29 protein-coding genes are annotated in these 22286 nt (G+C 40.7%); 12 read left to right on the forward strand and 17 right to left on the reverse strand.

Annotation, left to right across the window (positions count from 1 at the left end):
* On the reverse strand, nucleotides 1-463 hold a 463-nt coding region (locus tag AC1DPZ_RS06770), incomplete at its 3' end, for a TlpA family protein disulfide reductase (RefSeq protein ID WP_477402123.1).
* Nucleotides 464-572: 109 nt separating this feature from the next.
* Nucleotides 573-854, reverse strand: coding sequence for a hypothetical protein (locus tag AC1DPZ_RS06775; protein ID WP_477402124.1), 282 nt, complete (start codon nucleotides 852-854; stop codon nucleotides 573-575).
* Between the two features lie 306 nt (nucleotides 855-1160).
* Here AC1DPZ_RS06775 and AC1DPZ_RS06780 point away from each other — a divergent pair, with 306 nt between their 5' ends.
* A complete protein-coding gene (locus AC1DPZ_RS06780) occupies nucleotides 1161-1388 on the forward strand; it encodes a helix-turn-helix domain-containing protein (protein ID WP_477402125.1) in 228 nt (75 codons plus the stop codon).
* A gap of 9 nt (nucleotides 1389-1397) precedes the next feature.
* Here the strand turns inward: AC1DPZ_RS06780 and AC1DPZ_RS06785 are convergent, their stop codons facing one another.
* Complete coding sequence (locus AC1DPZ_RS06785; RefSeq protein ID WP_477402127.1) at nucleotides 1398-1961, reverse strand: hypothetical protein; 564 nt, start codon at nucleotides 1959-1961, stop codon at nucleotides 1398-1400.
* A gap of 332 nt (nucleotides 1962-2293) precedes the next feature.
* Here AC1DPZ_RS06785 and AC1DPZ_RS06790 point away from each other — a divergent pair, with 332 nt between their 5' ends.
* Complete coding sequence (locus tag AC1DPZ_RS06790) at nucleotides 2294-2518, forward strand: helix-turn-helix domain-containing protein (RefSeq protein ID WP_477402128.1); 225 nt, start codon at nucleotides 2294-2296, stop codon at nucleotides 2516-2518.
* A gap of 150 nt (nucleotides 2519-2668) precedes the next feature.
* Nucleotides 2669-3466 carry a protein NO VEIN domain-containing protein gene (locus AC1DPZ_RS06795; protein ID WP_477402130.1) on the forward strand — a complete coding sequence of 266 codons (798 nt, stop codon included), beginning with the start codon at nucleotides 2669-2671 and terminating at the stop codon, nucleotides 3464-3466.
* Between the two features lie 49 nt (nucleotides 3467-3515).
* On the opposite strand, the gene AC1DPZ_RS06800 is transcribed toward AC1DPZ_RS06795, so the two are convergent.
* From AC1DPZ_RS06800 to AC1DPZ_RS06860, 13 genes are all read right to left on the reverse strand, one after another.
* The gene (locus AC1DPZ_RS06800) at nucleotides 3516-4355 is read right to left on the reverse strand and encodes a protein NO VEIN domain-containing protein (RefSeq protein WP_477402131.1); all 840 of its coding nucleotides are present in this window, start codon (nucleotides 4353-4355) and stop codon (nucleotides 3516-3518) included.
* 36 nt (nucleotides 4356-4391) lie between these two features.
* Nucleotides 4392-5453 carry a DNA cytosine methyltransferase gene (locus AC1DPZ_RS06805; RefSeq protein ID WP_477402133.1) on the reverse strand — a complete coding sequence of 354 codons (1062 nt, stop codon included), beginning with the start codon at nucleotides 5451-5453 and terminating at the stop codon, nucleotides 4392-4394.
* A gap of 116 nt (nucleotides 5454-5569) precedes the next feature.
* The gene (locus AC1DPZ_RS06810) at nucleotides 5570-7618 is read right to left on the reverse strand and encodes an AIPR family protein (RefSeq protein ID WP_477402134.1); all 2049 of its coding nucleotides are present in this window, start codon (nucleotides 7616-7618) and stop codon (nucleotides 5570-5572) included.
* Nucleotides 7619-7621: 3 nt separating this feature from the next.
* Complete coding sequence (locus AC1DPZ_RS06815) at nucleotides 7622-8572, reverse strand: PD-(D/E)XK motif protein (RefSeq protein ID WP_477402135.1); 951 nt, start codon at nucleotides 8570-8572, stop codon at nucleotides 7622-7624.
* Complete coding sequence (locus tag AC1DPZ_RS06820; protein ID WP_477402136.1) at nucleotides 8565-11228, reverse strand: Z1 domain-containing protein; 2664 nt, start codon at nucleotides 11226-11228, stop codon at nucleotides 8565-8567. Before AC1DPZ_RS06820 ends, AC1DPZ_RS06815 begins: the two co-directional genes overlap by 8 nt.
* Complete coding sequence (locus AC1DPZ_RS06825) at nucleotides 11215-12636, reverse strand: ATP-binding protein (protein WP_477402137.1); 1422 nt, start codon at nucleotides 12634-12636, stop codon at nucleotides 11215-11217. Before AC1DPZ_RS06825 ends, AC1DPZ_RS06820 begins: the two co-directional genes overlap by 14 nt.
* A gap of 72 nt (nucleotides 12637-12708) precedes the next feature.
* On the reverse strand, nucleotides 12709-13137 hold the full coding sequence (locus AC1DPZ_RS06830) for a very short patch repair endonuclease (protein ID WP_477402139.1): 429 nt from the start codon (nucleotides 13135-13137) through the stop codon (nucleotides 12709-12711).
* Between the two features lie 116 nt (nucleotides 13138-13253).
* Nucleotides 13254-13532, reverse strand: a complete 279-nt coding sequence (locus AC1DPZ_RS06835) for a hypothetical protein (RefSeq protein WP_477402140.1) — start codon at nucleotides 13530-13532, stop codon at nucleotides 13254-13256.
* Nucleotides 13533-13538: 6 nt separating this feature from the next.
* Nucleotides 13539-13808: a hypothetical protein gene (locus tag AC1DPZ_RS06840; protein WP_477402141.1), complete on the reverse strand. Its 270-nt coding sequence runs from the start codon at nucleotides 13806-13808 to the stop codon at nucleotides 13539-13541.
* A gap of 85 nt (nucleotides 13809-13893) precedes the next feature.
* Complete coding sequence (locus AC1DPZ_RS06845) at nucleotides 13894-14229, reverse strand: hypothetical protein (protein ID WP_477402142.1); 336 nt, start codon at nucleotides 14227-14229, stop codon at nucleotides 13894-13896.
* 10 nt (nucleotides 14230-14239) lie between these two features.
* Nucleotides 14240-14617: a hypothetical protein gene (locus AC1DPZ_RS06850; RefSeq protein WP_477402143.1), complete on the reverse strand. Its 378-nt coding sequence runs from the start codon at nucleotides 14615-14617 to the stop codon at nucleotides 14240-14242.
* A gap of 49 nt (nucleotides 14618-14666) precedes the next feature.
* Nucleotides 14667-15728, reverse strand: a complete 1062-nt coding sequence (locus AC1DPZ_RS06855) for a DUF932 domain-containing protein (RefSeq protein WP_477402145.1) — start codon at nucleotides 15726-15728, stop codon at nucleotides 14667-14669.
* Between the two features lie 52 nt (nucleotides 15729-15780).
* Entirely contained in the window at nucleotides 15781-16257 is a 477-nt protein-coding gene (locus tag AC1DPZ_RS06860) for a DUF1281 family ferredoxin-like fold protein (RefSeq protein WP_477402146.1), read from the reverse strand.
* Between the two features lie 544 nt (nucleotides 16258-16801).
* On the opposite strand from AC1DPZ_RS06860, the gene AC1DPZ_RS06865 reads away from it, so the two are divergent.
* Nucleotides 16802-17014 carry a hypothetical protein gene (locus AC1DPZ_RS06865; RefSeq protein WP_477402147.1) on the forward strand — a complete coding sequence of 71 codons (213 nt, stop codon included), beginning with the start codon at nucleotides 16802-16804 and terminating at the stop codon, nucleotides 17012-17014.
* A gap of 110 nt (nucleotides 17015-17124) precedes the next feature.
* Entirely contained in the window at nucleotides 17125-17559 is a 435-nt protein-coding gene (locus tag AC1DPZ_RS06870) for a winged helix-turn-helix transcriptional regulator (protein ID WP_477402149.1), read from the forward strand.
* 48 nt (nucleotides 17560-17607) lie between these two features.
* Here the strand turns inward: AC1DPZ_RS06870 and AC1DPZ_RS06875 are convergent, their stop codons facing one another.
* A complete protein-coding gene (locus tag AC1DPZ_RS06875) occupies nucleotides 17608-17892 on the reverse strand; it encodes a helix-turn-helix domain-containing protein (RefSeq protein ID WP_477402150.1) in 285 nt (94 codons plus the stop codon).
* Between the two features lie 189 nt (nucleotides 17893-18081).
* Between AC1DPZ_RS06875 and AC1DPZ_RS06880 the strand changes: the two genes are divergently transcribed.
* From AC1DPZ_RS06880 to AC1DPZ_RS06910, 7 genes are all read left to right on the forward strand, one after another.
* Nucleotides 18082-18369 (forward strand): helix-turn-helix domain-containing protein, encoded by a 288-nt coding sequence (locus AC1DPZ_RS06880; RefSeq protein ID WP_477402151.1) that lies wholly within the window; start codon nucleotides 18082-18084, stop codon nucleotides 18367-18369.
* Between the two features lie 26 nt (nucleotides 18370-18395).
* Nucleotides 18396-19628 carry a site-specific integrase gene (locus AC1DPZ_RS06885; protein ID WP_477402153.1) on the forward strand — a complete coding sequence of 411 codons (1233 nt, stop codon included), beginning with the start codon at nucleotides 18396-18398 and terminating at the stop codon, nucleotides 19626-19628.
* A gap of 132 nt (nucleotides 19629-19760) precedes the next feature.
* Nucleotides 19761-20528, forward strand: coding sequence for a metallophosphoesterase (locus AC1DPZ_RS06890; RefSeq protein WP_477402154.1), 768 nt, complete (start codon nucleotides 19761-19763; stop codon nucleotides 20526-20528).
* 128 nt (nucleotides 20529-20656) lie between these two features.
* The gene (locus AC1DPZ_RS06895; protein WP_477402155.1) at nucleotides 20657-20986 is read left to right on the forward strand and encodes an ArsR/SmtB family transcription factor; all 330 of its coding nucleotides are present in this window, start codon (nucleotides 20657-20659) and stop codon (nucleotides 20984-20986) included.
* A 54-nt stretch (nucleotides 20987-21040) separates the two neighbouring features.
* On the forward strand, nucleotides 21041-21610 hold the full coding sequence (locus AC1DPZ_RS06900; RefSeq protein WP_477402157.1) for a DUF6428 family protein: 570 nt from the start codon (nucleotides 21041-21043) through the stop codon (nucleotides 21608-21610).
* Between the two features lie 12 nt (nucleotides 21611-21622).
* Nucleotides 21623-22051: an arsenic resistance N-acetyltransferase ArsN2 gene (gene arsN2 / locus AC1DPZ_RS06905; RefSeq protein ID WP_477402158.1), complete on the forward strand. Its 429-nt coding sequence runs from the start codon at nucleotides 21623-21625 to the stop codon at nucleotides 22049-22051.
* Nucleotides 22048-22286: arsenate reductase ArsC (locus AC1DPZ_RS06910; RefSeq protein ID WP_477402159.1), on the forward strand; the 239-nt coding region annotated here is incomplete at its 3' end. The genes arsN2 and AC1DPZ_RS06910, both read left to right, overlap by 4 nt.

Genomic DNA, 22286 nt, shown 5'->3' on the forward strand with positions numbered 1-22286 from the left:
CTGTAATGGCCACAACCTTACCCCCAGCATCTATCCAAACATAGTGGGGTAGTGAAGTATGAGGGAACAGCGACTTAAGTCCGATATCACTAACCACCTCCGGAAAGACGTATTTTTCAACGGTATTTTTCTGTCTCCTTGCGAGAAATGACCTGACAACCTTTTCTGACTGGTAGGTAACCGGCAGAAACTGCAGCTGATCTTTAAACTCGTTCTGCAATGAATCCATTTTAGGAATCATGGCTACACACGGAGAGCACCATGTAGCCCAGAAATCTATGATCAGCAGTTTACCTTTGAAATCGGAAATTCTGGCGGTATTGCCCGGATAGTTCAGCACGTTTTTTATTGTAATTTCGGGAACCTGGTCACCGATATGGAGGCCCTGAGTTTTTATTTTTGTCTGGGAGTTCGCCTCAAAAAAAAGGCAAAGCAATCCCAGTAAGCATATTTTTAGCTTCATTTTAATTTGTTTAGTTATTAAGAAAATGATTAGATGGCCGGATGCGGCTGATAGAATGCTGGTTTACTCAGGAGGAGAGATCAGCAGCAGCCAGGTATGGACAGGATAGCTATTCATGGCCTTTTCCTTCCTGCTGGTTTGGTGAAACCCTGTTCGCCTGGTGTAATATGTAAGCCGCGGCCACCAGGTCCATTAACTGATCAAAGAACAGGGCTACTTCTTCATCGGAGATATCCGCTTTAATGTTGCAATCTTTGGTAACCCAGCACTGAAAGAATTTCCAAAAAAGGAGTTGTACGGAATCAACATCGTTATCCCTAAAGAACTTCTCTAAGATTTCCCCTATTGTTTTAACAGACGTAAAATCGTTTTTTGTAATTACCTCTTCCATACCAGTGAAATTAGGTAAGCGGGCCAGACACTAAAAAGCCATAGGTGTGGACTCAACTTACCGATCCAGGGGCACCTGAGAGAGCCCACCAACGATAAGCGAGCCCACACCTATGGCATGGGCAAATCACTTACCGTCTCGTTGGTTTGAAATTTCTCAGGTTTCTGGATCGAGACAAAAGCGAATGCTTCGGATTTAAATGAAGTATCGCAAAACAAATATAATCTTTTTTTTGGTTTGTGGACTTAAAAGTCCACATTTTATAAAAAAATATACTTCAATTTCAATCGATTTTAAATACAGGCTTTGAAAAACAACTATCAGAAATTACAAGAATCATTCGGCAGTCACCTGAGAAAGCTAAGAGAAGAGCGTGGAATTTCACTTAGAGATCTTTCAGCCAAATGCGATTTAGATAGTAGTAAGATTTCAAAAATGGAAAATGGTAAAACAAATTTGCAATTATCCAGCATATTTGAACTTGCAAAAGGACTTGAGGTAGACCCAAAAGATTTACTTGATTTTAAAATCTAATCAAACTGTCTATAGATTATAATTAGTCGTCACTTTTAATTTCTGATAGTCGTATGCATTAGTACTATCTAATGTCGCAACTTCATCATAATACTTATTTGCCAGGTTTTTAAATGCATTAAATTGAGCTTTTCTCAACGCAATCTGCTTGGTATTGAACTTCCAACTTTCATCTCCCGAATACTGATAGCACAATTCCTTATATATCTGAGCTCGGAGCACCTTTAGTCTGACATCCGACATCTTTAGATTAATAGCTTTCTCGGCCATGTTTTTTGCAGTAACCAGGTTTTCTAAAGTAGCAGGTTCTCCAGGTGCTGGTTTTGCCATAATGCCATTAAAACGTGAATACAACAGCGCTCTATAAAATAAGCTGGAAGTATCATTTGGATTTGCCTTAAGCCTTTTGTTCAGGCTGTCCGTTAAGCCGACATATTTATTTTGATTTGGAGAAAGGGTTCCGTCGTCCATAATGATTTGGCCTGCCACTACCTTGGTAGGGGGTTGAGCATATGAAACACAAACATACATTAGGAAAAAAATTGCAAAAGACAATAATTTACAAGCCTTCATAGCAGATCGTATTAATGTTAAATACAAAGAAAAGCGATATGGATGAAACCAGGGAAAATTATAACTATAGGTTATAATTTTATTTCATGATCTTAAAGTTTATTGCCAAAAACACCAAAAGCCACAGGATTAATAGTCCAATTATAAAATAGAAATCCCCGCGTTTCCTGTTTTTTCTGGATACGTTCGATGCAAGGTCAAGTTCAGGCTTTTGCTGCATTAGTTCAGAGTTAATATAGAGAGTTCTGTTATCAAAGATATGGATATGTGGGGATATATACCCACACTTTTGAATTGCAAAAAGACAATTTTCGTTGCAGATAAATCTGCGGATGGCAAGCGATAAGCAAAGAGAGCATTTAATAGAATTCGGGAAGCATCTGCTCGCTTTGCGTAAAAAACAAAACCTGTCATACAGAAAATTTGCCCAGCTCTGTGATATTGATTATGCTGATGTTAAAAAATACGAAAAGGGCGAGTTAAATATGACCTTTCTGACTATGGTGGAATTTGCTAAAGGACTGAATATTGAATTGAAGGAACTACTGGATTTTTAAGGACTTATCTCCATAAGCATCATCAAATAAACATACAGCTAAATTAAGTTTTAACGAATCTGGGTCCTTAGAACTGATTCAAATTTAGCTTAACACCATGAAGCTTAAAAATAACCGTATGTTTAAAGCTTACGGAAACTGAATTTACCTATGGACCCTGGAAAAGAACTCGCATATGTCGTAGCATTTTATTTATCAAAATTTAATTCGGTTGCTTTACAAAATCTGGGCTTTAAAACTGACAAGCAAGCTTTCACTGAATTCGGAGAAAGACTTAAAGTGCTTCCTTCTTATATTCGATTTAGAAGAGATGAGTTTGATGTCATACACCCTCATAGAAAAGGATGGGTAAATAGAACACATTCCAAACGGACACTTGCAACTATAAATGCATTGTCAAACATTGATGAAAGGTCTTTTAGCATCATAATTAAAGACATTCTAAAAAGCAATATTGAAGATTTGGATGCTTACAATTTATCACAATTGCTTTCTATCTATTCTTATCCAAAAGCCAGCAAAGACAGGAGCCAGTTAATCTATTTTCCAAGATCTGTCACTGGAAAAAAAGCGGAAGAATATTTTATTTCATGGATTGCAAGTTCTGAAAATGAATTGCTTCCAGATTGTCAATTGAATGATTGCAGAGATTTAGGATGCGGATACGATTTTGAAATTTCTAATGAGAAGGTGAAATATATAGTAGAAATAAAAGGTGCTTCTGAAGTCGAGGAATATGGGGTAATGTTTACGGAAAAGGAATGGCTTATGGCAAATAAATATCAGGATGAATACTATCTAATAATCATTAACGATTTAAATAATTCTCCCAAGATCAATATTATAAAAAACCCAGGCAGAAATTTAAACCCTCAGGAACGAATTATCACCACTATTCAGATAGTATATAATGTAAGTTCTAAGCAATTATCCAGTTTACTTGAGTAATTTAGGAAGTATAATATTTCGAGCATTTGTTTCGAAAATTAGCTTTCTGTTATTTAAAGAAACCTTTATAATGAGTCGGCTCCATCTTACAGAAAGCATCAAAACTGCCGTTTAGCGTATATAATAACGGCTGAGCACTAAAATTGAAAATCCTGTACAAATGATAGTTGTTACTGTGCGCTTTTGAAAAACTATATTCATTTGAGGAAAAGAAAAAGGGAGTTTCTTTTGATAGCTTGGTTGTTTTAACTTCAATATATTTATCTGTTCCATTCAGATTTCTTGAAAGTATATCAAATCCCAGGCCGTCTCCTAAATCCTTTGAAACCCATTCTATGCTTTCTGCAAGAGTATTTTTTCCTGCATTTAATAACAGCTGTCGTTCAAAGCTAAGAGCGAGTTCTTCGCCTTTAAAACCAAGATTTCTGTTATTCTGTTCTTTTTCGAGGTAATTGATTTTTACCGGACGGTAACTTCTTTCATTCTTTGATTTTTCTTTAATAATTTCCGGTGGCGGGACAACCCATGTTGAATATTCAGGAGCTGTGGATGGGCTGGCGGTGCTTTCGGAGAAAATTTCAAGCAGGCTGTCAAAGCCCTTAATCGAATTTAGCTGTCCGCCAATAAATAAATACAATTTATCCCGCTGGAAATTATACAGCGGCTTATAGCCATTAATAAATGGCAGCCCCATTTCTACAAGTGCGGCGCTAATATTCTGATGCTTGAATTCAATTGAACCTTTGGACCTTTCGTTAAGTAAAGGGGCCAATGCGTCCCTGTGTGCGGTTTTATTTACTTTATTACCTTTCAGCTCATCTGAAAGCATAGAGAAATAATCCGCAACAATCAATTCTACCTCACGATCTGACCAGTCATTATTAGCCATAAAATATCTGAATAAGGTAAAACATGTTCAGGTATACTAAGTGGACAGAATTTTCCTAAATATTGCTTCRGCGAGTAATGGCGGGACAGCATTTCCTATCTGTTGCTGAACATGCATGAGTGTTCCTTCAAATTCAAAATGATCCGGAAAGCTCTGCAGACGTGCTGCTTCTCTTACAGAAAGACCGCGGTCCTGAAAAGGATGGATCAGCATATTTTTTCTGTAATTTGATATAACAACTGAAGGAGATCCTGCATCAAGTCTCTTGTAAATTCCGCTATGACAATTATCTACATTTGCATAGTTAGCCATCATCTCTATAGGAATTGCTCTCCAGTTTTGTCCCTGCTTGATATACTTGTAACGCTCAATTACATAATCTTCGTTTTTAGAAACAAGATTCTGACGGGCAGCAGTTGATTTTGAACGCATCGACTGCGCATAGCTGCTTACTTCGCTAATATCTTTGCTGTATGGAAGCTCCTCAAACTTGTCACCATTCAAAAGTTCAGGCAAATCTGAAATAGCTTCTTCTACGGTTACCCTTTTATCGCATTTTTCAGGAAACTCAAAAACCTTTCCCAGGCGGTTTCCTACCATTATAAAGCGGTTGCGGTGCTGCGGCACACCATAATCTGAAGCGTATAAAACCTGTTCTGTGGTTTCATAACCTATCTCTTTGAAACAGGCTTTAATTTCTTTGACAGTTTCACCTTTGTTAAATGTTGTTATGCCTTCGACGTTTTCAAATAAAAACCACTCTGGCTGAAGTTCATTTACAAACCTTACGAATTCGTTAAACAGATAATTGTTTTTGTTGAATTCGGTACGGGTTTTTGTATTGGACAGAGAGAAGCCCTGGCATGGCGGACCTCCAAAAACTATAAATGGCTCTTTGGCAATATGCTCTAAGGGCTTTATCTTGCCAATATCTTCGCAGAGAATGTTAACGGCCTGATGATTTTTGCTGAATGTTTTTGCAGCARACGGATCTTTCTCAATTGCCAGGCCGATACTAATACCAGCATTTTCGGCACCTAAACTCAGGCCGCCTGCGCCGCTGAAAATATCAATACCAATTTTTTTAGTAGCTTTCAAAATGTAATTTATTGACAATGAGTCTTATACGAAAAAATATTAATTCTGCAAATTGAAAATTTCGACCTTTGAAGGTAGCAAATAAGGCTTGCTTTTGAAAAAGGTTTTTTAATTAGTTACAACTGCTCAAGTCCGACACCTTCCATCTTTGCACTCTCATAGATCTGTGACAGGATTTTTGCCTGTTTTTCAGAAGGAAGATTGATTTTTCCTCCGGCCATTTTTGCAAGAACATCAAGATGCATACTGCTGAGGTTTTTGATTCCTTTATAATTACTGTAGTAATTTAAGATGACGTTCCAATCATTAGATGAAACTTTCATAACAAAAATCTGAGCATCAATTCCTTTGTCCACTGCCTTAGTTTCTTTGGCATCTTTAGCTTTGAAATTTTTGTCTTCGCGGAAAATAAAAAGCCTCGGATCTTCTTCCGGAAATTCTATGTCAATTTCCTGCACACTTTCCCAGCATTTAAAGTTTTTAGTCCACTGAGTGATATTGGCATAACCGGTAGCCGGGTGTGTTACGCTGTGATAGACTTTTTCCGAAATAAGCTTGAGCATTTCTGTAAGCGAATCGGGAATATCCTGCAGTTCCCATATTAGGTCGAAGTTCAGATCAACGCCAGAACCCTGGGTTAACGCCGATAAATAGGAAATTGTATAGGCGACTGTCTGAGCTCGAAAACCTCCGTCATACCACGGGGCGGCGGAAACTATTCGTTCGGTAGCTCTGAAAAGAATGACACGACAGATTGCATCTTTAAAATAAGATTCTGTAATTGCCAGATTATCCTTTTCAAGAATTTCATTTATTTCCTCGGCAAATTTTTTAAAAGCTTCCTGTGCACCTTTTGAAACAATATCCGGCCGTCTTCTCCAGGTAACTTCTGTTTTTGAAAGAAGTGTTTTATCTACTACCTGCTGTTTCGGATTTTCAATTAAAAATTTGTTTTTATCAGTCAGTTTCAAATATGCCTGACTATTCAGATATTCCCCACGCACACGCTCATAAAACCAGTGCGTGCGTTTCTGAGATCCTCCAGTGGCTGGTGCAAATACTCTGTTCGAATAGTCTTTCATATCCTTATGAAAAGGACTATTGGAAAAGAAATCTGAATTATTGATCTTATTCTGTGTGTTCGCATATTCTGCGACTTTAGATATAAATTCGTCCTGGTTCTCCGTTTTTTTGACAACAGAAAGCTTCATTTGGACGGCAACTTTTGATACATCAAGCTTCGATGTCATTTTTGCCGCATAAATAGCAGATGTAGTCTGTCCGCCGTTTACGATCTGAAAGTTTTTAATAACCTTAAGATTTCCGTCGTCGCCAATTTCCACCGATTCTGCTGTCGCAGTAATTCCATTATTATAAGCAAAGAACATTTCCGGTTTCCACTCTATTGTATTTCGAAGACCTTTATTTACGCCCCCTTTGAACTGCAGGAAAGTTCTTACATTCTGCTCAAAAAGCTTCTGTCCGTTATGCTCGTAAATATCGACCAGCAGATCACCTTTTAAAACCGTCAGATAAGACTGATAACTGTCATTTTCATCGTTAATTACAAGACAAGGAAGGTTTACATTGATATCGGATACTGCGGATTTTGTTTCCGACTCATATATGTTATGGAGATATTCTATATCAACTACCCTGAAATCAAACTGCACATCTTTTATGGTTTCCGCAGGAAGCTCCACCAGATTTCTTGTTGCCTTTCCATCTGTAAGTACCATCAGGCGTACCTTATGCAGCATTTTATTTTCAAAATACCGGTATATATTATAGGCCATCGAATGGGCTTCCGACGTTTCCTCCATTTCCCGGAACAATCCTTCCGTGGATTTATTAAAAAAAGCTTTTAAACGGGTAAATTTTGTTTCCAGCTGCGTTCTTGTCAGAGACTGAACAGAATCGTCCTGGTAAAACTGATGGCTCAGAATCGTCAGAATTTTTCTTTCATCATCGTAATCAAAACCATATGCTTCAACGCCTCTTTTAATATATTCTGCTGGTGTATAATTACTCGTCAGATCTCCAACACTCACCAAGTCTTCACATACAATTTCAAAAAATGACTGGGCCGTTAACAGGCCTCGTGAGTCTGCATCTATCAGCACTGACTGTATAAAGTCCTGGTGAAATTCTTCTAAGCTTGCCATTTATCAGATGTTATTTAAAGATGGTATATTCGTTTCAAAAGCTTTGCATTTAGACAGATCAATTGTATACTGTACTGCGGTAATCTGATCGGCAACTGYTGCTGAAGTTATTCTTGGGAACTCTACAGAGACGTTATAGCTTTTTCTGCTGTCAATAGTGTATTTAAAAAACGGTCCTTCTGTTATTCCTTCAAAATGACCATACTGATTTAATTTCCCCTCAAAACTGTCAAGCAACCTTGAATCTGCTGAAAGCTTCTCCCTTATATCATCAATTAAATCAAGGATATTCCTGCCGCCATTTGTTTTACTGACTCCGAATGCAACGAGGTAGAGACGCTTTGTATCAAATAGCAGCTGATGCATAGAGGATATTTTGACAAAGGGCCCTTTAGAGGTAATGTATGATTTTATTTCAGCAAGGAAATCATCAAAAGAAAAATCCTGTTTGTCAAAATCGGGACCAACCCAGGCACCAATAGCAGGATCAATTGGCATTACTGTCAGAACGTTATCATTTAAAAATGCAAGCTCTGCGAAAAGCCCCATCTGTAACTGTTCGGTCATTGTTTTTGCCGCTCCCATGCTTAAAAAACGCTGCCAGTGGCGCAGTCTGTTTGCAACTGTGCTGTATAGCTTAGATTCTGTTTCAGCAGCCAGGGAGCTATTGATCAGGTCAAGACACAGGGTATGGAAAATATCCTGATCAGAAGGATTCATTATAACTAAAAACAATTCATCATCGGCATTTTCATGTCTGCGAATTAACGTTGTGATGCCGCTTATTTTTGCAATCGGCTCAGCGTCCGCTGGAATATTTTTGAAATTTATTCTTAAGCCTGATCTGCCTTTATCATCCTTAATCCAGTGAAATCGGTAAGCGGTTTTTATTTCAACTCTTTTTGATGATGCCAGGTTWATTTTTGCCCATGGGTTGTTTGTTTCTTCAGTCATCGGAAGCCTGATCTAATTCTAAATCTCTTAGGAGATTCTGGTAATAAACGGTATTTATTTTCAAGGTTACGATATCCTCTTTTGAAGTCACATCGCCGGGAAAGCTGGCACCAATTGCTACAATTTCATCAATTCCGTATTCCTTAGTTTGCTCTCCATTTTTGTTAAAAGTGGGTTCGATTATATGAAGCATCAGCAGCGGACGCGGAAGATTCTTCCGAGTTTCCCCGCGATCTGCCGCGTGTTTTTTTCTCAATTCCGGGTCCTCTATCCCAATTGATTCCGCAGATCCTGATGAAACTTGTCTGTTCTGGATTTCAAAAAAGCCCTCCTTCTTATAACTAAACTGCCTTTTTTGCCGTTTGATCTCAATTTTTTTATGAATAAAAGGATGGCCGAAACCATTGTGAAGGGAAACATCCCAGTTAATATCTCGTTCTTCAGTAAATTTTTCGATATATGGGAGCGGCATTCTGGAGGTGAGGCCAAGCCGGTCGTTTTCAAAAGTCTTGAACTTTTTAAGAAAGCTTCCGATTATTTTCCTATCAACCATCTTCCAGATAAGGCTGCCATCAACTGGTTTCGGAACCCCAAGCGAGTCTATCAGGGACTTAACAAGCTCGATGTTTTTCTTTATGTCGGCAGGGTCGCTTCTAAGCCTGCTTGTTTCCTTTAGCCTTCCATCGAGTTTTAAAGAATGAACGTATTCAGTAACATTTTTCTGTTTGTTACGAGCCGTTACCTGAAGCGCGTTATCGGGGTTTTCCTGCACAGACAAGCCGAAATCATTAGGCGTCATACCTTTTTCAGCCATGAGTTTGAAGTCCCTGTATAGATCCTCCGTTGAACTGATAATTTCAGCAAAATCTTCAATTCGGTCTGCCGGCATAAAAATCCGGCAAAGATCTTCGTACCCTGGCCTGTATCCAAACCACCTGCCCATCTGCAGCAGCGTATCCCAGAAGATAGTACTTCGCAGAAAATAGCTTATGCTTAGTCCTTCAACAGTAAATCCGCGGGCAAGACTGGTACCTCCGATAACAATTGCATTAGTAACAGCGTCGTTTCTGTAAATCAGCGGGAGAGTGGTCTTCTGATGAACCTCTCTTACAATTACACTATCGATAATATCTGTCAGGCTGAGCAGAATATCTTTCCAATTAAATTCTATCTCTTTGTAATACTTTTCAAGGCTCGATTTTAAATCCTGAAGATGAAGACTCTGATCAAGAGCATCCTCCAGTTTACCATATGAAGTTATATCCTTAGTTAAGTTCGAAAGATATGAGCCAGCCTTTTTTGCAAGTTCTTTGTGAACGTCTGTAAATCTGGACGCATGTACCAGCATGCTGTTATGTTTGTTCCCCTGCCCACGGAGATTTCTGATGGCTACTACAAGGAGAAAGAGTCGGAGCGCTTCAAGCAGTGTGGCTGGCAGGAGATCAATCTTAAGATCCTTTTTATGATTAAGAGGAAGGATATCCGTCCAGTCGTTAATTGCAACCAGGGATTTTCTTTCAGTCTCAAGAAATATACGTCTTGCTCCAAAATAATTAGTCGGAGCATCAAGCGCATAAATAAAATCCTTTGGAAATAAGTCTCTTCCCAAATCCGCACTTTCAGCTTTATGATCAATAAATATATTGGCGTAGGGTGTTGCAGTAAAAGCGATATAAGCGCTTTTCTGAAAAAGACCTATCAATGTTCTCAGCCTTTTATTAATAATTGTTGGATCGCTTTCTTCTTTAGTATTGATGGACGCGTAATCAGACTCATCGTCGATAACAAGCATTGCATGTTTTACTATCTTGTTCACATACTGCTTCTGCAGCCAGTCAATAACATTTTTGAGTGTTCCCGAATTCTTCTTTATTACCATGAGAATGGGCACACTGATGTTGTCAAAATTCAGACCCTGAGCAACTTTGTCTGCATCGTGCTTATTAAAATCCTTTTCAACAGTTGTCAGACTGTATGGCAGCATTTCCTTTTTGGAGTTTCCTTTTCCTGCTCCAACCTGCACACCTTTGGRCTGACCAATAAATGATTCATTGAGTCTTTCTTGAGTCTGGTTCCGCAGATTGTTTTTATCACCGGCGATAACTACTATAAATTTATACCCTGCATCTGCAGCTTTGCAGACTATTGCCGCATAATTACCTGTTTTTCCTGACTGAACATGGCCAACCACCATTCCATATCTTGAGAATGATGAAACAGTTGGGTTTTCAATATTATCTAAGATAATATCAGTATCCTCATCTATCGTTTTGACTACATCAGGCGGAAGGGTCGTTGCAAGATAATCGGCATAACGAGGCCAGTAATATTTTAGTGATTTCTGCTTATTAAGCGTTGACCACCATACAGTATCTCGGTCCTGCTGTTCTTCACCCTGAATCAGGGTACCGTTAGAAAGTTTAACATTAAAATAAATTTCAAAATCAGTCGCCATCCTTGCCCAGTCTTCTTCTGATAAATCATTATAAGAATCTATAGAAAGTATGTTAGCAAAGTTTTCTGCGCCTATAGCTGTAATTACATTTCTGATTTTGGTAATTTCTTCTTCAATTTTAGTTGGCGGCAGCGAACCGTTAACCTTTAATAGCTTGTTATGAATATTCTCGTTAACAGCTTGGTAGCTAATTGTGTCCATCTTGTAATAGGTTTTTGCGGCCTTTGTATAATTCAGTTTTTAGTAAATCATCAATATCTTCCTGCGATAAGCCGGATGCAAGCAGTTTTGATGTTAGGTCTGTCATATCGGTTTCAGTAAACGCAGTCTGCTGTTTAATCAGGTGAGGATTTTTCTGAAGGTTAAATTGTATCGCTTCTATAGGAAGGTATGCTTCAAGGCCTTTTAACAGAAAATTAAGTTTTTCTATGCTGTCAGCAGATAAATCGTCAATCAGTGACCTGAAAAGAGGATGCTCCTGATTAACGGCAAAACGAATGTCTTCATTGAGTGAAAGAATTTCCCAGAACTGCACAATAGTTTTGTCTTCGATTTTTCTTCCTCTGCCAGTGTATGGACGTGAGCCTTTTTCGGTGGCTTGACCAATTACCCTTTTTAAATCTCTTTTAATTTCTTCTGACGGTCTGGCTATGGATTTTTTAATATCTATACCCCAGTGAGCATCTATACTGTTGGGAATATCAATTTTTATTCRGACAAGTTTATGAGCATCAAGCGATTTATGAAGCCCCCACCATGTGCCGTAAATTAGTATTCGGTTTTCTCTGTAAAGATAAAACCCTTGAGATTTTATATAACCTTCCTCAGTTGCATACAGTTCATACTCCTGCTGTGTAAGTTTAGAATGATGAGGAAGAATGTATGGCTGTATAATAATATTCGTATCATAAAGCCTGATTTTTTCTGCCGGCAGCTGCTGCGTTGCCGGATGATTCATATTAAATGGGTTAAATGGAATTAAAATATTTTGATTAACAAATATTTTAACGGCTTTAGCGGTTTCTGACCCTTCAAGATATTTATGAAACACAAGGGATAAATGCTTCCTCAGAAGTGCAATTACATTTGCAAAACTATGCTTGTCACATCGGTCAATATTTTCCCAGCAGACAAGAGTTCCTCTTTCCAGCGCATACAGATCCTGCAGAAGAGGAATATGATCGAAGTTCTCAGGGGTTATAAGAAGCCACTGATTTTTTTGTGAGATGTAATCTATATCCCATTGTCTTGCATAAACCTGACCATCCTTTTTTGTTATTACAGTCAGTTTTTTACACTGCGAAAAAGATGCAGTTTTCAGACCAAGACCAAACCTTCCTAAATCATTTTTCTTTCGTACATCCTTCGGGTTTTTAGACGCAAGTCTCATAGCCTCCAGCAATTCAGGCTCGGACATTCCAGATCCGTTATCAAGCATGGAAAAAACGAGATGAGGGTTAGGAACAGTCACGATTTTTATTTCCGAGCAACCTGCTGTTAAGCTATTGTCGATTAAATCGGCGACAGCGACTTCAAACGAGTATCCAATGTCTCTTATGGAGTCAATAAAATTACCAACATTTGGGTCAACGAGTTCTGTTTTAAACATATAAATAATAAGGTTTACGGCCTGATTAGGTCTATATGTTAAAAGTAGTATTATTTACAATATTCTATGTTATTAAATCGACTTATTGCAAATCAATTGACCTGTCAGTGAACTCATCGCTTTTAAAAAAAAGTCCTTTTTAAGATAACATTCCCATATTACTATGACATTCCACCCCAGATTTTTTAAACTTTCCTGATTTTTGACATCCCGAATCGAGTTTCCAGAGAGCTTGGCACTCCAGTATTTTGTATTAGATTTTGGTGAAACAGCATGCCGGCATCCAGGGTGACCGTGCCAGAAACAGCCATGGACAAATATGATAGTTTTATATTTTGGCAATATTATATCGGGCTTTCCTGGAAGATTCTTATCGTGTAGGCGAAAACGAAAACCGACTTTAAACAGATATGATCTAACCAGTAATTCGGGTCTGGTATTTTTACTCCGAATACGAGACATATTATAACTTCTTGTTTGGCTCGAATGAATGTCTGTCATCTTTATATGACTACAACATAAATGCCAAACTTCATTACACGTCACATCTCAAAAACCGTCGCCTGATAACATCAGGCGGCGGTTTTGGTGCTTTAGCAATTTTTAAGAACAGATTTCTAAATGATCGTCAGATTCCTAACAGCTCTGTTTTCACCGGCCTGGCGAAGCATTATTTCAATACCCTCTTCTTTTGACATCACCTGCCCGAATTCCCGTATTGAGCTTTCATCGCTATAGACGCCATTCCGGTCATTCCACATGAGCCATTCAATTATATCCTGTCTTTCAAGTCTATTAACCAGTGCAATCAGTTCTTCTTCGCTGATCTCTGTCGCTTTGATATATGGGTAATCGTTTTCCTTCCAGAAACTTTTATGCTTATGTATAAGTTCCATAAGGTATTAGTTCTTTATATTCCAGGTCTGTACATAAGCGGAGAGGTCTTCCGCTACCACCACAAGTTCATTTTTAGTCACAGCTATCCGTTCGGCATTTTCCGGCTGTTTAACATTCCGCTGCAGTTCCTTAAGATTTACAACCAGAATGTCGTCCTCTGCATCAAAATCGGCCGGGTCTTCAGCAACAATGAAAACGGCCTCCGGCTCCATATCCGCAACAGCAGAAATAATTTTGCAGATCTGCCCCGGCTTTGTCGGCATTAATGTATTCATAAACAAATTTATTAAAATTAGTCTGTTAAAGGTTTAAATCACCGGAGCAAATTGCCCCGATGATTAATTATGTCTCCAAATGCGCTCAGGATCTCAGCATTACGAGGTAATTGTCGTACCTGTGGGTAATATCAGGACCCTTAATAAAAGTTTCCGTTTTGTAATAATAATGTTCTTCAAATAAAGAAACCCGCTTTATTTTCAGGCTGATAACGTAGCGATAGCTCGCATTGATCCGCTGTTCACCCATAGTGCAGTGTTCTTTCAAAAGTTTTAATTCCCTTACACTGTCATCAAGGGCCAAAAGCGGCAAGATCAGATCTTCGACGATATAYCCCTGTTCAGGTGCGCTGCTGCTGTCAGCAACGCATTTTATAAGGCTTCCATCACTTAATGTGATATGTATGTTCGCACGTGTCATAACTAATATATTAAGGGTTAAAGAATAAATCTACCGCCACATCAAATTTTGGCTCGCTGAAGCACTGCGTCTCGCAGTACCGGTTCAGCTTGTGAGCAAGAAATGCGGTCCCGAATCCGTCGAAAAGTCTTTCGCTGAACAGATAGCTGCTTTTCTGAAAATCAGTTTTGTTTTTTCTAACCGCCGCCAGCGTTTGTGCCGACAGGCTGATCCACAGATCGGCAGAAAAAAACTCCTGTTTCCATGCGGCCCTGATCTGTTCGGCTTCCTTTTCTATGGTTTCACATTCCTGTTTCAGGAATTCGAGAAACTGCGGTATTTCATCAGTAAATAAGTCGTGCAGCAGTTTTGCCTTTTGTATGTTCTTTAAAGATTTCAGTGTTTTCATAATAGTCCGGTTTGAAGTTTAATGAGGGGGATTGCTCCCCCTCTTTTAATCAGTTAAAATGTAAAGCCCCTGCACCATGATCCGCGAAATTCCTGCACAGGTCAAAGGTGGTCTGCGCCCTCATTTTCGCTGTTCCCTCAATGATGGATTTAAATTTTGCTTCCTCGTTTTTGTAGTTCCTTACATTCTGGAAGTAGCCGGTCACAGCGTTATAGGTCCCGAAAACGGTCCCCGCTGTCGTTTCCATCTGCTGCGACGGGCTGCCGAGTGCATACTCATAAACTTTGTCAATGACATTGGTATAATGCGCTGACAGTTCATCCGTTTTGCCCTGTGCCAGTTGATTTAGGACTTCCTTATTCGGTGCCATTGCGATCTGTATCAGCTTCTTCACCTCTTTGTCGGAAATGCGCACCTGTGCCCAATGGTTAAAGAGGCTATCCAATTCATTGCCGAGACTGCTGCTGATACCCATTAAAGTATGTGCCTGTTTGATCCGGTCATTAGCCGAGGCGGTATGCCTGATTTTAATGGCATTGCTGTGGTTGCGGAGTGCAGCATTCAGCGTATTGTTGCAGACAATGCGTATTGGTGTAAAAGCTGCAGTGATGCTGCCGAAACCATCGTGTGAGGTGGTCAGGAATAAGTACTGCTCGATCAGATCGTCCTTGCCAACCTGGATATAACCCGGCAGTTTTGCGGTGATAAATATGCGTTCGCCTTTGCCTAAAGCCCCTGCGGTTTCGTACAGGATGCCGTCCCCGCCACCTACAATAGCGTCAAAAAATTCAAATGCATTGATGTTCTGTACAATTTCATAGTCCTTGCCGACAACTCCCAAAACCTGTTCGGTGTCTGTCCTGACGGTGGCAAAGTAATCCGGAACGCTGATCTCCGGTATGATCAGATCAGTATGGCCGTAATGATTATCCGTATCATAGGTAAACAGCGGTCGTTTTTCAACGAGGTAGTCAAGTCCTGCGTATTTTATCGCCTCCGCACTTGTCGGATACTGCTCTACTGTTTTACCTAATCCGTGCCATGTCCTTTCCTTTACACTGAAAAAGCTGTATTCGTTAGTAAGCTGGTTATAATTGAGATTGTGTGCCATGATTTCTAATGTTTAATGATTTAAAATGATGTTGTTTGCTGTTGTCAGGATGCTATTCCTGTAATGCCCTGAGCGCCTTTTTGCGTTCAAGCAGGATTTCCAGTATTTCGTAATTGTTTTCATAGCCCTGCTCTTCAAAGACGTAGGCGCGCTTTTCGTCGTCATACTGATACTGATCGTAATCATCGTCATCGAGAAAGATGTCCGTTAACACACCGCCCTTATAGGCAGCTTCACCGAATACAAGATTTCCGGGTTCATCATAGGTGTAAATAAAACCGACCCCGAAGTGGTCTGCCACCCTTGTAATTACGGCGATATTGGGCGACCATTTTGTCAGGTAATGCAAAATGCCCTGCTCCCAGCTGGTCTCAAAAAGGAAACCGCCTTCCTTAGCTGTGAACGCAGGTAACTGCCCCTTCCGCTCTCTTTTTTCTTTGGCTGCCATCGCATCAAAGAGGTTCTTTAACTGTTCCATCTGGCTGTGTTCCCCTAAGAACTCCACCGTGTTACTGCACCAGTTTGCCATGTTTTTGTTTTTTTAATGGTGAATAAATCGTTGTTTGCTTTTCCTGTTCCGCCTGTCTTTCCTGATTTATTTTTCAAAAGAAAAAGGGAAAAAAGAAAGCAAATCTTAGGGCCCGCGAGCCGGCCAAAAGGAAACGGAATAACTGGAGGGGACCCTTTGGGGAGGAAACCGTTTATGCCGTAGTCTTTTGGCAACCCCACGAAAACTGCGGGCGCGATTTTAGCTGCGCTTTTTACCCGTTTCGACTGAAAAAAAATAACTGATCAAACAACAATTCCTTATATTTTCGGGAAAGAGCAGGTGCCTGCCTGCCGGGAGAGCGGGGTGGATAAGCCAGGTGCAACGTACGGTCTTATCCGGGATGAGGGCCGGAAGCCCGGGAGGCAGGTTCCGGCTGTGCGGCCTGGTGATCTGGTGAGGAAGTGCCGCTTTGCAGAACGATGAGCCGGATCGCCGGGCGGGGTAATACACCCGCCTAATCATACTGCTTCAGTCGCTTCCTTATAAGCAGGTTCCCAATTGTTAAAAAGGATCTCATCAATTTGTGGATCGCAAAGAAGCAGGGGAACGGGCAGAGGCCTGTCCGGCAGGCAGGCTCCTGCCATGCGGCAGGAAAACCGGGTTTGTAAGTGAAGCCGGGGCGGGAACTGCAAACGTGGTTTTCCTGCAGGGAAAATGCATCAGGAATTGCAGCGGCATCCTTCGCAGAAGATACAGCGGAAAGTCCGCCCGCAGGGGATGCACTGCGTGTACTTAACGGTTGCCAGATTCGTCGCTTAATCCTAAATTTAATTATATTTATGATGTTATTAATTATAGATCTGCTTCAAGACGAGCTGTGCCGGTTATCTTCTGAAATCTCAGTTTATGGAAAAAAAACTGCAGGGGTCTGATTGCCCTCTTCAATATGCCATGCGTATGTTTGGCGATAAATGGTCACTGTTAATTATCCGTGATATCATGCTGTACGGAAAATCGAGCTATACTGAGTTCCTTCGTTCCGGTGAGCGTATCGCATCCAACATCCTGCAAAGCCGTCTCCACCACCTTACCGAAGCGGGGTTGCTGCTGAGGCGGGGTTCCATAAACAATAAAACAAAAATTCTATATACGCTGACAGACAAAGCCATAGACCTGCTGCCAGCCCTGCTCGAGATCATGTCGTGGGCGGATAAGTATGCCTCCAATGAAAGTACTGATACGATAACAAAAAGATTCAGAGAAAACAGGGAAGCCGTTGTGAACGAACTCCGGGACCAGATCCTGAAAGAAAGAGAGGTCACATTTCTGACCATGGTTTAAAATATAGCAGCTGACCGTTCAGCAATCCGGCTAACCATCTCCCCGCTATCAGTTTTTCAATTTAATATCCCTAAACAAATGGTTTAACAATTCCAAAGGGTCAGCGTCTATGGCCAGGGCAACCAGGTACAGCTCATCTGCTCTGAGTTTTGCTGAGGGGTTCATCGAAAGTTCACTCAGCCTCGATTTACTTATTCCGGTCTTACGGGAAATCTCCGATTTATTAACAGATTTTTTTGCAAGAAATAATCCGAAGTCTGTCATAAATAGTGATTTTCCATACTGATTTATGACTTTAAAGTACAACTGTTTGGGAAAGCTAAATAATTTCATTGAATATGTTTAGAAATTCTGTACATTTGTCCTGACAATCAAAAATACTATAATTAAATATGATTTAAATCCGTAGGGAATCATTAGCAAAAAGCTATAGAATTTAAAAGCTGTTCAACCATAATAAACTGGTCGTTTGATCAAATGAGCAGTTCATAAAACCGAATACATGAACTTAAAAACTTTAAAATGAGCCCTGATGAATTACTGACTAAAAAAGACCTGGAGGTTTTTAAAAAGGAGCTCTTTGAAGTGCTGAGGCCATTCCAGGAGGCTCAGGGATTACCGCAGCAAAAATGGCTGAGAAGCAGTGATGTCAGGAAATTGCTCAGAATATCGCCAGGGACATTACAGAACCTTCGTATTGCAGGAACGTTAAGCTATAACAAGGTAGGAAAGATATTCTTTTATAAAGCGGAAGACATTGAAAAAATGCTGAGTGGCGGTGAAAAAAAAAGCCCGAAAAAGAGATCCTGAGCCCGGCGCGATCCCAGACCTTTAAAGTGCTGTTCTATTTAAGATCGTCAAAAAACAAAAAAAGGGCAGACCTCTATATTTATATCAGGATCACTGTAAACGGTAAGCGGGAGGAGTGGTCCACGCAGCGCCGGTGTGAACGACAGGAATGGGACAAACATACCGGCAGGATGAAAGGAAACAAAGCAGAAGCAAGGGAAACAAATGCCTGGCTTGACACATTAAATACCCGTGCACATTCCTGCCGGCAGGATCTGTATGCCACCGGTAAATCATTTGAACCGGTACATATCCGTAAGCTGATGCAGGGTGAAGAATTAGATCCGCCGAAAATGCTTTCTGAAGCCTGGAACTATCATACCAGTCAGATCGCCGGCCTGCTCGGAAAGGATTATACACCGGGGACACTGGCCAAATACAAAACGGTACACAGCGTATTAAAGAAATATATTAAACTTAAACATCAAAGCGATGACATCCGGCTTGATGATATAGATTATCGGTTTGTCAGGGATTTTGATTATTACCTGAAAACAGATTATGGGGTCAAGATCAATACTGCTGTACAAATGGTTAAAAAGCTAAGGACAGTAGTGAAAATAGCTTATGAGATCGGCTGGGTGAAGCGTGATCCTTTTATCGCTTATAGGGTAAGACATGAGGAAGTTCACCGGGAATATCTCAGCAGCGGAGAGCTGCAGCAGCTTGCAGCCAGAAAGTTTAAGCGAAAGCGCCTGATCCTGGTCAGGGATCTGTTTCTGTTCAGCTGCTATACCGGTCTTTCCTATGCTGATACTGTTAAGCTGAAAAGAGCGGATATTTTAAAAGGAGAGGACGGCGGGCTGTGGATTCAAACCTTTAGAATGAAGAATAATAACCGCGTTCGCATTCCGCTGCTTAGCCCCGCACTTCGGCTGATCGGGCATTATAAGGATTATCCGCGTCTGTTTGACGAAGACTTCATTTTGCCTAAAGTGAGTAATCAGAAAGCAAATGCCTATCTGAAAGACATTACCAGCTTAATGGGCTGGACAAAACGGCTGACGTTCCATTGCGCACGGCATACCTTCGCCACTACAGTGACACTGACCAATGGCGTCCCAATCGAAACAGTGGGCCAGATGCTGGGGCACAAAAGCCTTCAAACCACCCAGCTTTATGCACGGGTTACTGATACAAGGATCAGCCGGGATATGAAGCCACTGAAGAAAAAATATGCCGGGCAGGAACTTTCGTTAACAGACATTATGGATGAATAGACAAATATAAAAATCAGCAGAATTCAGCTGTAAAGAAAACAGCTGTTAAATAAACAATGAAACGGGAGATACTGGTATTACCTGAGCACCCAGAATTTCATCAAGTCGATAAAAATTAAAATTATAAATATAATGCGTTTACAAATTGCATCAGATCTGCATTTAGAGTTTCATGAAAACAGGGAGTACATTAAACTTAATCCGCTTAAAGTAGAAGGGGATATTCTCTTACTCGCAGGTGATGTTGCTACATTGAGGAATATGGGTCTCTACCGGGACTTTTTTGATTTCGCAGCAGACAATTACAGGCACACTTACTGGGTTCCCGGTAATCACGAATATTACAACTCCGACATGGCCAACAGAGCAGGTACTTTTCGGGAAGCTATCCGGCCAAATGTAACCATGCTCAATAACTGTACTATCCGGCTGGAGAATATCCGTCTGCATTTTTCGACCCTGTGGTCCGATATTTCAGCATCGAAAGCATGGCAAATTGAACGCGGCATGATGGATTTTCATTTAATCAAATTTGAAGGACAGCGGCTGTCAGTGGAACAGTATAACCGGATGCACGCTGAATCAGTGGCGTTCCTGCATTCCGCTTTCCAGGGTAACCGCAAAGAGGATGAGAAGCATATCGTGGTCACCCATCACCTGCCTACGTTTCAGAATTATCCTGTTAAATACCTCGGCAGTCCGCTGAATGAAGCTTTTGCGACCAACCTGGATGAATTTATTGAATCATGTGGCGCCGACTACTGGGTATATGGTCACAATCATGCTGCAACCGATGACTTTCTGATCGGAAAGACGAAACTTGTGACAAATCAGCTCGGCTACGTTCACCACAATGAACAAAGTGCGTTTGACAGCGGCAGGCTGATCAGCCTTGATTAACCCAAACTCAACTCTTTAACGAACACGGACCGGACTGATAATCTCAGTGATTTTCCATCTATAATAAGAATGTGAAAAAATAATTTGCAATATTCAAAGTATTAATCGTAATATTGCAATATAAGATCATGGGATTAACAAAAACAGAGATATTTACGGAAGAGCAGAACAGATTAGCTGTTATGCTGAAAGCGGTTGCGCACCCTGCACGGATCGCTATCTTACAGTATATCATCAAATCCAGTACCTGTATCTGCGGTGACCTGGTAGATGAACTGGGGCTGGCACAGCCAACCATTTCACAGCATTTGAGGGAATTAAAAATGGCCGGTTTGATTCAGGGTACGATTGAAGGTGTAAGCGTATGCTATTGCATCAACCCGCCGGTATGGAATGAATTAAGAGAGCAAATGAGTGGCTTCTTTGCAGCTTATGATCTAAAAGCTACTTGCTGCTAAAAAAATTTGAATTAATTAATCGCAATATTGCAATAATAAAATAGAATAAACACCATGAATAAAGTAGAAGCGATCAACTGGAAAACATTTAAAGAAACCCTATTACAGCATCCTGACCTTGACCTACAATTCCAATATGCCGAAGGCAAGCTGGTAGATGCCGCTTATCATATTACAGAGATCAAACAAGCTCCGATCACATCGGTAGATTGCGGCGGTGTAATGAACGCCTGGACAGAGATCATCGTACAGCTTTGGGTGCCTGAAGGCGAACAGCAAGAGCGCTCCATGAAAGTTGGCAAAGCTTTATCAATAGTAAACATCGTAGAGAAAATGCTGCCGCTTAATCCGAACGGCACGGTAAAGATCGAGTTCGGTAATTCTGAATTTGATACCCGCCAGATGTTCCCTAACGAAATGATCGTGAACGGCGAAGCTTTAACAATTGACCTGCGCCCAGATGCCGTACAATGCAAAGCACAAACCCGTGGCGGCAGTTGTGGTACAAATGATAAAGGTGAAGAATGCTGCGCACCTGCGGCGGCAGAAAAACCAAAAGTACAATTAGTTAACCTGGCTGCACCTGCGGAAGCTTGCTGTACACCTGGAGGAGGCTGCTGCTAATTTTTTACAGATATGATTATAGACCAGGCACAACCCTATCGGGCAGAAGTAATCGAACTATTGGCAGCTGAGAAGTTACCGGTAGAAGACCTGCCGGAAACACTGGATAGTTTTCTTGTAGCTATACAGGACGGCATTGTGATTGGTGTGGCAGGGATAGAAGTCTATGGCACCAATGGGCTGCTTCGATCCCTGGCAGTGAAAGCGGCATACCGTAGTTCAGGAATTGCAGGGAAGTTGCTGAATCGTATTGAGGCCATGAGTAACTTAAAGCAGTTGTCGGCTTTATACCTGCTGACAGAAACAGCACCGGGCTACTTTGAGAAAAAGAACTTCCAAAAGATCACAAGGGAAGACGTTCCGGCAGAGGTGCGGCAATCATCAGAGTTCAGCCATGTTTGCCCGGTATCTGCTATCGTTATGAAGAAAACACTAAAATGAGTAAGAAGAATATATTGGTTTTATGTACCGGCAATAGCTGCCGCAGCCAGCTGGCTGAAGGTTACATGCGCTATTTTGCAGGTGACAAGGCGAATATATACAGCGCCGGGATAGAAACGCACGGTGTCAATCCCAAAGCTATACAAGTCATGGCTGAGGATCATATTGATATTTCGAAACACACTTCTAATCATGTGGATGAATATATCAGAATCCCCTTTGACCAAGTAATCAC

Source organism: Mucilaginibacter sp. P4_G9, assembly GCF_056400985.1.

What these genes read in the sequence shown, in the direction of transcription:
- AC1DPZ_RS06860 (WP_477402146.1), bottom strand. Translation starts at nt 16,257, where the DNA reads ATGGCAAACTGGTGCAGTAACACGGTGGAGTTCTTAGGGGAACACAGC.
- AC1DPZ_RS06810 (WP_477402134.1), bottom strand. Translation starts at nt 7,618, where the DNA reads ATGGCAAGCTTAGAAGAATTTCACCAGGACTTTATACAGTCAGTGCTG.
- AC1DPZ_RS06895 (WP_477402155.1), top strand. Translation starts at nt 20,657, where the DNA reads ATGGGATTAACAAAAACAGAGATATTTACGGAAGAGCAGAACAGATTA.
- AC1DPZ_RS06840 (WP_477402141.1), bottom strand. Translation starts at nt 13,808, where the DNA reads ATGAATACATTAATGCCGACAAAGCCGGGGCAGATCTGCAAAATTATT.
- AC1DPZ_RS06830 (WP_477402139.1), bottom strand. Translation starts at nt 13,137, where the DNA reads ATGACAGACATTCATTCGAGCCAAACAAGAAGTTATAATATGTCTCGT.
- AC1DPZ_RS06775 (WP_477402124.1), bottom strand. Translation starts at nt 854, where the DNA reads ATGGAAGAGGTAATTACAAAAAACGATTTTACGTCTGTTAAAACAATA.
- AC1DPZ_RS06795 (WP_477402130.1), top strand. Translation starts at nt 2,669, where the DNA reads ATGGACCCTGGAAAAGAACTCGCATATGTCGTAGCATTTTATTTATCA.
- AC1DPZ_RS06855 (WP_477402145.1), bottom strand. Translation starts at nt 15,728, where the DNA reads ATGGCACACAATCTCAATTATAACCAGCTTACTAACGAATACAGCTTT.
- AC1DPZ_RS06875 (WP_477402150.1), bottom strand. Translation starts at nt 17,892, where the DNA reads ATGAAATTATTTAGCTTTCCCAAACAGTTGTACTTTAAAGTCATAAAT.
- AC1DPZ_RS06880 (WP_477402151.1), top strand. Translation starts at nt 18,082, where the DNA reads ATGAGCCCTGATGAATTACTGACTAAAAAAGACCTGGAGGTTTTTAAA.
- AC1DPZ_RS06890 (WP_477402154.1), top strand. Translation starts at nt 19,761, where the DNA reads ATGCGTTTACAAATTGCATCAGATCTGCATTTAGAGTTTCATGAAAAC.
- arsN2 (WP_477402158.1), top strand. Translation starts at nt 21,623, where the DNA reads ATGATTATAGACCAGGCACAACCCTATCGGGCAGAAGTAATCGAACTA.
- AC1DPZ_RS06790 (WP_477402128.1), top strand. Translation starts at nt 2,294, where the DNA reads ATGGCAAGCGATAAGCAAAGAGAGCATTTAATAGAATTCGGGAAGCAT.
- AC1DPZ_RS06870 (WP_477402149.1), top strand. Translation starts at nt 17,125, where the DNA reads ATGGAAAAAAAACTGCAGGGGTCTGATTGCCCTCTTCAATATGCCATG.
- AC1DPZ_RS06835 (WP_477402140.1), bottom strand. Translation starts at nt 13,532, where the DNA reads ATGGAACTTATACATAAGCATAAAAGTTTCTGGAAGGAAAACGATTAC.
- AC1DPZ_RS06785 (WP_477402127.1), bottom strand. Translation starts at nt 1,961, where the DNA reads ATGAAGGCTTGTAAATTATTGTCTTTTGCAATTTTTTTCCTAATGTAT.
- AC1DPZ_RS06900 (WP_477402157.1), top strand. Translation starts at nt 21,041, where the DNA reads ATGAATAAAGTAGAAGCGATCAACTGGAAAACATTTAAAGAAACCCTA.
- AC1DPZ_RS06850 (WP_477402143.1), bottom strand. Translation starts at nt 14,617, where the DNA reads ATGAAAACACTGAAATCTTTAAAGAACATACAAAAGGCAAAACTGCTG.
- AC1DPZ_RS06800 (WP_477402131.1), bottom strand. Translation starts at nt 4,355, where the DNA reads ATGGCTAATAATGACTGGTCAGATCGTGAGGTAGAATTGATTGTTGCG.